Origin of the sequence: Ornithinimicrobium faecis (genome assembly GCF_023923225.1) — a bacterium.
In the GTDB taxonomy this organism is placed as follows: Bacteria; Actinomycetota; Actinomycetes; order Actinomycetales; family Dermatophilaceae; genus Ornithinicoccus; species Ornithinicoccus faecis.
In genome coordinates, this window is sequence record NZ_CP099489.1 from 1,964,678 (window position 1) to 1,976,527 (window position 11,850).

At 68.6% G+C, this 11,850-nt stretch carries 12 protein-coding genes; 4 read left to right on the plus strand and 8 right to left on the minus strand.

Going from position 1 to position 11,850, the window contains the following annotated elements:
• Positions 1-28: 28 nt before the first annotated feature.
• The gene (locus NF556_RS09060) at positions 29-637 is read right to left on the minus strand and encodes a ClpP family protease (protein ID WP_252595313.1); all 609 of its coding nucleotides are present in this window, start codon (positions 635-637) and stop codon (positions 29-31) included.
• Positions 634-1,254 carry a ClpP family protease gene (locus NF556_RS09065; protein WP_252595314.1) on the minus strand — a complete coding sequence of 207 codons (621 nt, stop codon included), beginning with the start codon at positions 1,252-1,254 and terminating at the stop codon, positions 634-636. The genes NF556_RS09060 and NF556_RS09065 overlap by 4 nt, the downstream gene beginning before the upstream one ends.
• A gap of 112 nt (positions 1,255-1,366) precedes the next feature.
• Here NF556_RS09065 and NF556_RS09070 point away from each other — a divergent pair, with 112 nt between their 5' ends.
• The gene (locus NF556_RS09070) at positions 1,367-2,770 is read left to right on the plus strand and encodes a pyridoxal phosphate-dependent decarboxylase family protein (protein ID WP_252595315.1); all 1,404 of its coding nucleotides are present in this window, start codon (positions 1,367-1,369) and stop codon (positions 2,768-2,770) included.
• Between the two features lie 16 nt (positions 2,771-2,786).
• Here NF556_RS09070 and NF556_RS09075 read toward each other — a convergent pair whose 3' ends face one another.
• The gene (locus NF556_RS09075; protein ID WP_252595316.1) at positions 2,787-4,016 is read right to left on the minus strand and encodes an NAD(P)/FAD-dependent oxidoreductase; all 1,230 of its coding nucleotides are present in this window, start codon (positions 4,014-4,016) and stop codon (positions 2,787-2,789) included.
• A gap of 15 nt (positions 4,017-4,031) precedes the next feature.
• A complete protein-coding gene (gene folE, locus NF556_RS09080) occupies positions 4,032-4,619 on the minus strand; it encodes a GTP cyclohydrolase I FolE (RefSeq protein ID WP_252595317.1) in 588 nt (195 codons plus the stop codon).
• Positions 4,620-4,702: 83 nt separating this feature from the next.
• Between folE and NF556_RS09085 the strand changes: the two genes are divergently transcribed.
• The gene (locus NF556_RS09085) at positions 4,703-5,404 is read left to right on the plus strand and encodes a helix-turn-helix transcriptional regulator (protein WP_252595318.1); all 702 of its coding nucleotides are present in this window, start codon (positions 4,703-4,705) and stop codon (positions 5,402-5,404) included.
• On the opposite strand, the gene NF556_RS09090 is transcribed toward NF556_RS09085, so the two are convergent.
• Genes NF556_RS09090 through NF556_RS09105 form a run of 4 tightly spaced genes read right to left on the minus strand, consistent with a single transcriptional unit; the run spans position 5,395 to position 9,312 of the window.
• Positions 5,395-6,303, minus strand: a complete 909-nt coding sequence (locus NF556_RS09090; protein ID WP_345780143.1) for an iron ABC transporter ATP-binding protein — start codon at positions 6,301-6,303, stop codon at positions 5,395-5,397. The two genes, NF556_RS09085 and NF556_RS09090, sit on opposite strands and share 10 nt — an antisense overlap.
• The gene (locus NF556_RS09095) at positions 6,300-7,313 is read right to left on the minus strand and encodes an iron chelate uptake ABC transporter family permease subunit (RefSeq protein WP_252595319.1); all 1,014 of its coding nucleotides are present in this window, start codon (positions 7,311-7,313) and stop codon (positions 6,300-6,302) included. The genes NF556_RS09090 and NF556_RS09095 overlap by 4 nt, the downstream gene beginning before the upstream one ends.
• On the minus strand, positions 7,310-8,323 hold the full coding sequence (locus NF556_RS09100) for an ABC transporter permease (protein WP_252595320.1): 1,014 nt from the start codon (positions 8,321-8,323) through the stop codon (positions 7,310-7,312). Before NF556_RS09100 ends, NF556_RS09095 begins: the two co-directional genes overlap by 4 nt.
• 2 nt (positions 8,324-8,325) lie before the next feature.
• Complete coding sequence (locus tag NF556_RS09105; protein WP_252595321.1) at positions 8,326-9,312, minus strand: siderophore ABC transporter substrate-binding protein; 987 nt, start codon at positions 9,310-9,312, stop codon at positions 8,326-8,328.
• Positions 9,313-9,515: 203 nt separating this feature from the next.
• Between NF556_RS09105 and NF556_RS09110 the strand changes: the two genes are divergently transcribed.
• Both NF556_RS09110 and dxs read left to right on the plus strand, forming a co-directional pair.
• A complete protein-coding gene (locus NF556_RS09110) occupies positions 9,516-9,875 on the plus strand; it encodes a hypothetical protein (protein WP_252595322.1) in 360 nt (119 codons plus the stop codon).
• 109 nt (positions 9,876-9,984) lie between these two features.
• Entirely contained in the window at positions 9,985-11,850 is a 1,866-nt protein-coding gene (dxs, locus tag NF556_RS09115) for a 1-deoxy-D-xylulose-5-phosphate synthase (RefSeq protein ID WP_252595323.1), read from the plus strand.

Consider the following 11,850-nt stretch of genomic DNA (forward strand, 5'->3'; position numbering starts at 1 on the left):
ACGGCTCGGCTCACGCCCACAGCGCCGCCTATGCAGACAGAGCCGTCACGTCGCGCGCGGCGAGCACCTGGTCGACCACGCCATAATCCACAGCGGCCTGCGCGGTGAGGATGAGGTCGCGGTCGGTGTCACGGCGCACCTGATCGGCGCTGTGACCGGTGTGCAGCCCCAGGATCTCCTCCTGCATCCGGCGCACCCGCTCGATCTCGTCGGCCTCCAGGATCAGATCCGGCACCGTGCCCCGCCCCTCGGCCGCCGGCGCGTGGATCACCACTCGGCCGTGGGGGAGGATCGAGCGGTGGCCGAGTGCGCCACCAGCCAACAGGACGGCCGAGCTGGCGACCACCTGGCCGACGCACGTGGTGTCGACCCGTGGCCGGACGAACTGCATCGCGTCATAGATCGCCAGGGTTGCGGGTATGGAGCCACCAACCGAGTTCAGATAGAGCGCGATGGGGGCGTCCGGGTTGTCGTTCTCCAGGTGCAGGAGCTGGGCGATGACGGCATTGGCCACGCCCTCGTCGACGGCGGTGCCCAGATAGACGATGCGGTCGGCGAGCAACCGGCTGTAGATGTCGAGGGTGCGCTCCCCGCGCGGGCTCTGTGTCGTGACGTAGGGAATGGAGTAAGTGCTCATCGGGTGCTCCCCAGGCCGATCGGGGAGGTGTGCTCCGGCAGCACATCGGACAGGTTCTCAACGATCGCGTCGATGAAGCCATAGTCGAGCGCCTCGGGGGCCGAGAACCACCGGTCGCGCCGGGAGTCCTCCTCCACCTGCTCCACCGCCTGGCCGGTGTCCTCAGCGATGCAGCCCAGCACGGTGTCGCGGGTGTGCCGCAGGTCGTCGGCCTGGATCGCGATGTCCATGGCCGTGCCACCGATGCCGGCCGAGCCCTGGTGCAGCAGCACCTTGGCGTGTGGCATCGCGAAGCGCTTGCCCCGGGTCCCCGCGGAGAGCAGGAACTGTCCTGCGCTGTAGGCCATCCCGAGGTCGACGGTGACCACGTCATTGGGGATCATCCGCATGCAGTCGCGGATGGCCAGCATCCCGGGCACCGAGCCGCCGACCGAGTTGATCAGCAGCCGGATGTCCGCCCGCGGGTCGGCGTCTGCCAGCAGCAGGAGGGCCGTGCACAGGCGATTGCTGTTGCGCTCCTCGAGCGCCTCGCCCAGCACCAACGTGCGGCGGTCAAAGAGTTGTCGGTGGATCTCGTGGTCCAGCCCGTGTGCGGGGTCAGCGGTCTCGGTGCTCATGGCTCCAGCCTGCGTCGCCTCGGCCAGCACCGGAAGGCCACGCTGCTGTGAGCAGCGCAGCCGGCGACAGATCCGGCGCGGGGTCCCTGCTGGGTCGCCGTAGCATCGGCACATGACTGACCTTCAGGCCCTGTTCGAGCGGGCAGCTCAGGAAGCGGCCGACTTCCGTGCGTCGCTGGATGGTCGCCCCGTGCAGGCGCCAGCCGACAAGGCCGAGGTGAGGAGCCGGCTGGCCGTGCCGTTGCCGGCGGGCCCACGCGATCCGAGCGAGGTGGTCGAGCAGCTCATCGACGCCGCGCAGCCCGGTCTGATGGGCACGCCCGGGCCTCGCTATTTCGGCTTCGTCATCGGGGGCGCTCTGCCGGCTGCCTCGGCCGCGGACATCCTCGCTGTCGGCTGGGACCAGTGCGCCTTCAACGGGCACCTCGCACCGGCGGCTGCCGCAGCCGAAGAGGTCGCCGGTGGGTGGCTCAAGGACCTGCTGGGTCTGCCTGAGTCGGTTGGTGTCGGCTTCGTGACCGGTGCGCAGGCCGCCAACACCGTGGGGCTGGCTGCGGCCCGGCACCACCTGCTGCGCCAGGTCGGGTGGGACGTGGAGCGCAGCGGGCTGGCCGGAGCACCACGGCTCAGGGCGCTCGCCGGCGCCGAGCGGCACGCCACGATCGACCGGTCGCTGCGGCTGCTCGGCCTGGGCTCCGACGCACTGGAGGCGGTGACCGTCGACGCCCAGGGAGCCATCGACACCGATGACCTGCGGCGGGTGCTGTCCGCGGGATCCACGGGCGAGGATCGTCCGAGCGTGGTCTGCCTGCAGGCGGGCAACGTCAACACCGGCGCCGTCGATGACCTGCGCACGGCCATCACCGTGGCGCACGACCACGGCGCGTGGGTGCACGTTGACGGGGCCTTCGGGTTGTGGGCGGCAGCCAGCCCTTCGCTGCGACACCTGGTCGACGGCGTGGAGCTGGCGGACTCCTGGGGGTGCGACGGGCACAAGTGGCTGAACGTCCCCTACGACTCGGGGTTCGCGTTCTGCTCCCGTCCCGACGTGCAGACGGCTGCGATGTCCTACACCGCCTCCTACCTCACCGGCTCCGGCGCTGAGCCCGGTGCGGCCGACTACACGGCCGAGTCCTCCCGGCGTGCCCGCGGCTTCGCTGTGTGGGCAGCCGTGCAGGAGCTCGGGAGACAGGGGATCGCCGACCTCATCGACCGGTGCTGCGACCATGCTCGCCGGTTCGCCGATGCGTTGAGCGCCGCCGGGCTCGAGGTCGTCAACGATGTGGTGCTCAACCAGGTGCTCGTCGGGTTTGGCGGTCAGGGCGCGGAGGCTGACCGTCGCACTGATGCCGTGATCGCCCGGATCCAGCAGGACGGCACCGCCTGGATGGGTGGCACCACGTGGCGTGGTCGACGGCTGATGCGGATCGCCGTCTCCAACCACCTGACCACCACTGCAGACATCGATGTCTCCGTCGAGGCCGTCCTGCGAGCAGCGCGGGGCCTCACCGACTGACGGGCGATGGTGCGCGTCAGAGGTCGGTGAGCGCGATGCTGTCGTCGACGAGGCGCTCCGGTGCGACCTCGCGGCCAATCAGTGCGCGCAGGTCGTCGTTGACGTCCCAGATGTTGACGTTCATCGCTGCTGTCACCGTGCCGTCGTGCAGCCAGAAGGCGAGGAACTCTCCGGAGTCCATCTCGCCTCGGATGACGGTCTCGTCCTCGGCGCTGCCGTGGCCGACATACTCCATGCCCAGGTCGTACTGGTCGGTGTAGAAGTAGGGCGCCCAGTCATAGGTCTCGCTGCTCCCGGTGATCGTGGCAGCAGCCAGCTTGCCCTGCCGGATCGCGTTGTCCCAGTGCTCGACCCGCAGAGCCCGACCAGAGGCCGTATGCCGTGCCTCGGCGGCGTCTCCCACGGCCAGGACGTCTGGGTCGTCCACGGAGCGCAGGTGCTCATCGACCAGGACGCCACTGTTGACGGACAGCCCCGCTGCCCTGGCCAGATCGGTGTTGGCCGCGGCGCCCACGCCCATCAGGACGAGGTCGGCGGGCAGGGTCTCGCCGTCGACGGTCACACCGGTGACGTGGCCGTGCTCACCCACGAGCCCTGAGACGCTCACCCCGGTCCGCAGGTCCACCCCGTGGTCGCGGTGCAGCTGCGCGAAGTGCTGGGCAACCTCCGAGCCCAGCACGTTCAGGAGCGGCTGGGCCGCGCTCTCGAGGACGGTGACCGCCGACCCTCCGATCCGGGCTGCGGCGGCGACCTCCAGACCGATCCACCCACCACCGACGATGACCACCCGGGCGTGCCGCCCGATGGCCTCCCGCAGAGCGTCGCTGTCAGCGATCCGACGCAGCGTGAGCACGCCGTCCAGATCGGCACCAGCCAGGGAGAGTCGGCGTGGCTCGGCGCCGGTGGCCAGCACGAGCGTGTCATACCTGAGACGCTCGCCTCCCGAGATCTCGACCTCGCGTGCTTCGCGGTCGATCGCGACAACCGACTGGCCGAGCCGGGTGGTGACGTCGTGCTCGGCATACCAGGAGGCCGGGTGCACATAGGCCTCGTCGATCTCGGCTCCGCCCTGCAGATAGCCCTTGCTCAGCGGGGGTCGCTCGTAGGGCAGGTCCGGCTCATCCCCGATCAGGGTGACGGGTCCGGCAAACCCTCTGGTGCGCAACTCCTCGACGACGTTGGCGCCGGCGAGTCCGGCGCCGACCACCACGACTCCGTCGGAGGAGGTGGATGCGGTGGTGGTCATGGCAGGTCCATTCGATCAGTGAATCAGGCTGAGGAACTCGGCGCGGGTGGCGCCGTCGCGCAGTGCGCCGCGCAGCGCGGACGTGCGGGTGGTCGCGCCGACGGCACGCACCCCACGCAGGGTCATGCAGGTGTGCTCGGCCTCGATCACCACGCCGACACCGCGTGGTGCCAGCTCGTGGTCGATCCACTCGGCGATCTGCTGGGTGAGGCGCTCCTGGACCTGCGGGCGACGGGCAAACATCTCCACGACGCGAGCGAACTTCGAGAGCCCGAGGATGCGTTGGCCGGGCAGATAGCCGACGTGGGCCTGCCCGGTGAACGGCAGCAGGTGGTGCTCGCAGACCGACTGCACGGGGATCGAGCGGACCAGGACCAGCTCGTCATAGCCCTCGTCGTTGTCGAAGGTGGTCATCTCGAACGGTCTCGAGGTGAGCATGGCGGCATAGGCCTGAGCCATCCGGCGCGGGCTGCGGGCCATGCTCTCGTTGTCGCAGTCGACGCCGAGTGCGGCCAGGAAGGCGCCCGCAGCTCGAGTGGCCTGGTCAAGACGATCCGCGGTGGCCAGCACGGGGGCGGGGGCGAGATCTGGGTGGGTCGTCACGCGGGGTCCTCCTGGACGTTTCTTCTAACGGAGACTAGTCTTGACGTTAGACCTGTTGGGGTCACGATGCAAGAGGAGGATTCATGACCAAGGCCGTGCCGTTTGAGCGAGCTGTGGACAGCATCGCCTCACTGGCCGAGCCGGTGCGGCGTGAGCTCTATCGCTATGTCTGCCAGCGTGATGTTGCCGTTGGCCGTGAGGAGGTGGCCGAGGCGACCGGCATCGCCCACCACAAGGTGAAGTTCCACCTGGATCGGTTGGCCGCGGACGGCCTGCTGGAGGTGGGTTATCAGCGACTGGGTGACCGGGCCGGGCCCGGTGCGGGGCGACCGGCCAAGGTCTATCGGCCGGTCGAGGAGGAGGTGAGCCTGTCCCTGCCGCCTCGGGAGTATGTGCTGGCTGGAGAGTTGCTCGCCGCAGCGGTCGAGGAGGCGGCAACGTCCGGGCGGCCGATCCTGGAGACGCTGACCGAGGTGGCCACGGCACGGGGCGTCGAGCTGGCGCGCGCCGTGGCCCAGACCGCGCAGGGCGACGGCGACGCGGACCCGCTGACCCTGGCGTGTGAGGTGCTGGCGCGGCACGGCTTCGAGCCCCGGGCCGACGGTGATCGCGTGCTGCTGAGCAACTGCCCGTTCCACACCCTCGCCCAGCGACACACGCAGTTGGTGTGCGGCATGAATCACGCCCTGCTGGAGGGATTCACGAGCGAGTTGGCCCCAGGCTGCCTCGCAGCACGGCTCGACCCCGCGCCCGGCCGGTGCTGCGTGACTCTCCGTCAGGCGTGAGAGCGGGCTGAGACCTCGTAGCCGGTGCGCTCGTCTGCGGCCGGCTCATCCGCAACTGCCTCGTCTGCGGCCGGCTCATCCGCAACTGCCTCGTCCACGAGGGGCTCCGCCGCCAGCGGACCCGGCCCGACGGGCGCGCCGGTGGTCCAGAAGATCCCCAGCCGCACGCCATGCAGGTCCTGGACGTGGATGTCCATGTCAAAGACGTCGCGCAGGATCTCGCGCTGCATGATCTCCTGCGGGCTGCCCTGCACGATGACCCGGCCGTCGCGCATGGCCACGATGTGGTCCGAATAGCAGGAGGCGAAGTTGATGTCGTGCAGCACCAGCACGATCGTCTTGCCCAGGTCATCGGCCGCGCGGCGCAGCAGCGTCATCATCGAGGACGAGTGCTTCATGTCCAGGTTGTTCAGCGGCTCATCGAGCAGGATGTAGTCGGTGTCCTGCGCCAGGATCATCGCGATGTAGGCGCGCTGGCGCTGCCCTCCGGAGAGCTGGTCGAGGAACCGGTCACGCAGCGGCTGCAGGTCCAGATAGTCCAGCGCCTCGTCGACCAGCTCGTGGTCCTGCGGGGTCAGCCGGCCCTTGCTGTAGGGGAAGCGCCCGAAGCGCACCAGGTCCACGACGGTGAGGCGGGCGGTGACGCGATTGTCCTGGCGCAGCACCGCCAACCGCCGGGCGATGGCGTCGTCACTGGAGCTCTGCACGTCGAGATCGTCGATGAACACCGAGCCGCTCTCGGGCTTGATCAGGCGGCTGATCACCGACAGCAGCGTCGACTTGCCGGCACCGTTGGCGCCGACGATCGAGGTGAGTTGCCCCACCGGCAGCGTCAGCCCGACGTCATCGAGCACCACCTGCTTGTCGTAGCGGTGGCTGACCTTGCGCACGCTGATCACAGTTTGACCGTCCTCATCAGGAGCAGGATGAAATAGATGCCGCCCACCAGGTTGACGACCACGGACAACGTGGTGCCATTGTCCATCAGGTGGCCGACCACGAACTGGCCCCCCACGGTGCAGAGCACCCCGACCAGCACCGAGCCCAACACCAACTCAGTATGCCGATGGGTCGGCAGGATCTGTCGGGCCAGGTTGGCCACGATGAGACCGAGGAAGAGCATCGGACCCACGAGGGCGGTGGACACGGCGACCAGCACGGTCACCACGGCCAGGGTCGCCGTGACGACCCGGTGGTAGGGCGCGCCGAGGGCCACAGCATTGTCGAAGCCGAGGTCGACGACGTCGAGATAGCGCAGCAGCGGCACCAGCGCGGCCAGGCCGATCAGGCACACGATGCCGGCGACCCAGAGCAGGTTGGCGTCCACCGTGTTGAAGCTGGCGAACATGACGTCCTGCAGGGTCAGGAAGTCGTTGGGGCTGAGCACCCGTGAGGCCAGGGAGGTGAGCGAGCCGAACAGCGAGCCGATCACGATGCCGACCAGCACCAGCACCAGCAGGTTGCGGCTGTTGCGCCCGAACAGCCAGCGGAACAGCAGCATCCCGAAGACGGCCAGCACGACCGTGTTGATCACGAAGCGCTCGCCGACGCCCATCAGCATGAACGCGGTGCCGCCGAAGAAGAACACGATGATCGTCTGCACCAGCAGATAGAGCGCGTCAAAGCCCATCACGCTGGGCGTCAGGATCCGGCTGCCGGCGATCGTCTGGAAGACCAGGCTGGAGGCACCGACCGCGGCGCCGACGACGACCAGGCTCCCGACCTGGCGGCCGCGCAGGTCCATCGCATACTCCCAGGAGCCCCGCACGTCATAGACCAGATAGGCCGCGATGCCGACCGCGCACAGGATGGCCAGGATGCCGAGGGTCACCCTGATCCGACGGCGTCGGCGGGCCTCCTCGGGTGAGGTGTGCGATCTGGTCGGGGAGGGAGAGATGAGTGTCGTCATACGGCTGCTCCCTTGGCCGAGCGCAGGATCAGCCAGATGAAGACCACGCCACCGATGACGCCGGCGATGGTGGCGACCGGGATCTCGTAGGGGTAGGTGATCATCCGACCGGCCACGTCACAGGCCAGCACGAAGCCGGCGCCGGCGAGCGCGGTCACCGGCAACACCTTCTTGACGTTGTCGCCCATCAGCAGGGTGACCACGTTGGGCACGATCAGCCCCAGGAACGGGATGGCACCGACGACCACGACCACCACGGCGGCCATCACGGAGACCACGATCAGGCCGATGTAGAGGAGGCGCTTGTAGTTCAGGCCGAGGTTGGTGGCGAACGACTCGCCCATCCCGATGACGGTGAACCGGTCGGCGAACAGATAGCCGATCACCCCGACGACCAGCACGGTGTAGAGCGGCTCGTAGCGGCCCTCGAGGATCCCGGAGAACGACCCGGTCGTCCAGATGTCGAGATATTGGACCATGTCGCGCTGATAGGCCACGAAGGTGGTGATGGCCGCGAGCACGCCGCCATACATCAGCCCGACCAGGGCCACCACGATGCCCTCGCGGTGCTGGATGCGTTGCAGCATCTGCAGGAAGATCATCGTGCCGAGGATCGCGGTGATGATGGCGATCAGCATCTTGACCACCAGCGAGGTGGAGTTGAAGAACATGGTGGCGATCAGGATGCCGAGCACGGCAGCCTCGACGGTGCCGGACGTGCTGGGGGAGACGAACCGGTTGGCCGTGATGCGCTGCATGATCAGCCCCGCCACCGACAGCGAGGCGCCCGCCATCAGCACGGCCATCAGGCGCGGGATCCGCGAGGTGGCCAGGATGTGCCACTCGCTCTGCGTGGGCGGGAACAGGTCGCCGATCCCCACGCTGGTCGCGGCGCCGATGCCGAGGGACAGATAACCGCCCACGGCCAGCACGGCCACGCCGATCCACAGGTGGACGGCACGCACCCCGCCCCGGCTCGGTGCCGGGGCGGGGCGGGTGGTCGTGGTCACGCTCAGAGCGTCGCCTTCACGTCATCGATCATCTGCTGGATCGAGCTGGGGGCGGCGCCGGCGATATACCAGGCGAAGCCGTCGACCAGCTGGATCTTGTCGTTGCTGGCGGCGTCGGTGGTGTTGACCAGGTCGTTGTTGAGCACGTCCAGCGCGGGGGCCTCGTCGGAGCCGATCGCCGCGGCGCGGTCCAGGACCAGCAGCACGCCGGGGTTGTACTCAGTGAAGAACTCCTGGCTGATCTCCTGGCCGTGCGAGCCCTCCTCGTCGACGGGCGCGCCCGTGTCGGCATAGCCGAAGGCGTCGTAGACGATGCCGAAGCGCGAGCCGGGGCCATAAGCGCTGGCGGTGCCGCCAGAGACCTGGACGAACAGGGCGGTCTCACCGCTCTCGGCGGCCTGGGCGTTGACCTCCTCGACCTGCGCGGTCAGGTCGTCCATCAGCTCCTGTGCCTCGGCCTCCTTCTCGAAGATCGAGCCCAGCTGGACGACGCGCTCCTCGATGGTCGGCAGCTGGTCGGCGGGCTCCTCGAAGCGCGACGACAGGTCGATGACGGTGGGGGAGATCTTCTCCATCTCCGCCAGGATCTCGGGGTTGCCGCTGCGCGAGCCGATGATGATCAGGTCGGGCTCGAGCTCGTTGATGGCCTCGTAGTCCGGCTCCTGCAGGGTGCCGACGGTCGGGATGTCACCGCCGTCATACTGCGCCATGTCCTCGGGCAGGGTCGCGTTGGAGGCCGGCACGGCGTCCACCTCGATCCCGAGGTCGGACAGGGTGCGGATGACGCTCCAGTCGGTGGCCACGACGACCTCCGGGTTCACCGGGACGTCGACGGTGCGACCCTGTGCGTCGGTGATGGACACGGTCTCGCCGTCGGCGGCCGCCCCGTCGCCCCCGGCCTCTGAGTCGGAGCCGCACGCAGTGAGCGCGAGCGCTGCGGTGAGGGTGAGGCTGGTGGCCAGGGTGCGGATCGTCGTCCGGGTTGTCATGGGCTGGTGCGCTCCGATGCGTGATGGCTGCCGGTGGAAAAGCTTTGGTAAGCCTCACCTAACCATCCCGGAGGGCAATTATCAAACGTCTCCATGTTGTATATCTCACAAGGCTAACGGAGGTGGGCGTGGCGTCCGCGTGCGGGCCGCGGGTGGGGCTGCCGAGGTATTCGAGGTGATGTCTTTGTCGTACACTTGTTCGCATGTCGGGACCTCCAGGATGGCCAGAGCGGGTGCCCCCCACGGGCGTGCCCGGCTGGGAGGAGGCGGCGGTTTCCTGGCTGTTGGACCAGTGCCCGGCCGACTATCGCGCCTATCGTGCGTGGCGCCGGCACCCGGTGGCGCTCGCCTGGATCGCCGTGCGCCACCTGCGCTCCGAGCTGGAGGCGATGCGTGGTGCCTGGCGTGACGTGCGTGCCGACCTCGGGCCACTGCTCCCGCCCGGGTCGCTCGGGGATGTGCTCGGATCGCTGACCCAGGAGGGTCTGCGGCTGCGCGCGGCTCTGCGCAGTGCGGAGTTGTTGCTCGAGGCCATGCGGGTGCGGGCCCCGATCCGATCGTGAAGGTTGTGTGTGCATCCGCAGCAAGGACTCGACATCGGGGGGGGCTCCAGAGCCGAACTGGCCCTAGACTCAGTGGTCACGTCCCCGCAGGAAAGGCGCAGCACGCATCGTGGGTCTGCTCAGCACCATCGCCGGACCAGCCGACCTCAGGCGGCTGTCACCCCAGCAACTCCTCGACCTGGCCGAGGAGATCCGGGCTTATCTGGTCGACTCGGTCTCCCGCACCGGCGGGCACCTGGGCCCCAACCTGGGCGTCGTCGAGCTGACCATGGCGATCCACCGGGTGTTCGACAGTCCCCGTGACGCGGTGGTCTTCGACACCGGTCACCAGTCCTATGTGCACAAGCTGCTCACCGGTCGCCACGACTTCGCCACGCTGCGCAAGGAGGGCGGCATCTCCGGCTATCCGAGCCGCGCCGAGTCGCGCCACGATGTCGTCGAGAACAGCCACGCCTCGACCTCCTTGTCCTGGGCGATCGGCATCGCGACCGGGCGCAAGCTGCGCGGGGAGACCGATCGGCACACGGTCGCAGTCATCGGCGACGGGGCACTGACTGGCGGGATGGCCTGGGAGGCCCTGAACAACATCGCGGCCAATCCCGACCTGCCGCTGGTCATCGTGGTCAACGACAACGAGCGGTCCTATGCCCCCACGATCGGTGGCATGGCCGACTACCTGGCCTCGCTGCGGGCGACCCGCAACTATGAGAATGTCCTGTCCTGGGGCAAGCGCGTGCTGCACAAGACGCCCATCGTGGGCGCCCGGATGTATGACACGCTGCACGGCGTCAAGAAGGGCATCAAGGACATCGTCAGCCCGCAGGGCATGTTCGAGGACCTCGGGCTGAAGTATCTCGGGCCCATCGACGGCCACGATCTGCCCGCGGTCGAGAACGCCCTGCAGCTCGCCCACGACTTCGGCGGCGTCGTGCTCGTGCACGTGATCACCGAGAAGGGGCACGGCTACACCCCGGCGGTCGCCGACGAGGCCGACCGGTTCCACGCCGTCGGCGTGATCAACCCCGAGACCGGGTTGCCCCTCGAGCTGTCCGGGCGCTCCTGGACCGACGAGTTCAGCGACGAGCTGCTCGAGCTGGCCGATCAGCGTGACGACATCGTTGCCCTGACGGCCTCGATGCTGATCCCGGTCGGCCTGGCCAACTTCGCCCGCAAGCATCCCGGTCGGGTCTTTGACGTCGGGATCGCCGAGCAGCACGCCGTCACCATGGCCGCGGGGCTGTCCTTCGCCGGGATGCACCCGGTCGTGGCGATCTATGCGACCTTCCTCAACCGGGCCTTCGACCAGCTGCTGATGGACTGCGCCCTGCACAAACAGGGCGTCACCTTCGTGCTCGACCGGGCCGGGGTCACCGGCACCGACGGTGCGAGCCACAACGGCATGTGGGACATGGCGCTGCTCTCGATCGTGCCGGGCCTGCACCTGGCGGCACCTCGCGACGGCGCCCAGATCCGGGCCGCGCTGCGCGAGGCCGTCGACATCAACGACGCCCCGTCCGTCATCCGCTTCCCCAAAGGCACTGTGGCAGAGCCGATCCAGGCGGTCGGGGCCCACGGCAGCGTCGACATCCTGCGCGAGGCTGAGTCCCCAGACCTGCTCATCGTCTCCATCGGCTCGATGGCCGACATCGCTGGCGAGGTCGCCGAAAAGCTTGGCGCACAGGGCATCTCCGCCAAGGTCGTGGACCCACGGTGGGTGCTGCCGATCAGCGAGGACCTGCTCGAGCTGACCTCGACCGTCGCCGCGGTGGCCGTCATCGAGGACAACCTGGTCGACAGCGGCATCGGTGCCGCTCTCGGAGCCCGGTTGCGCGCGGGTGGCACCCGGACGCCGGTCTGGACCTACGGCATACCCAAGCAGTTCCTGGACCACGGCTCCAGGAGCCAGGTCCTCGAGCGGATCGGCCTGACGCCGGACACCATCGCCACGTCGCTGATCGACTGCTTGCGCGACTGA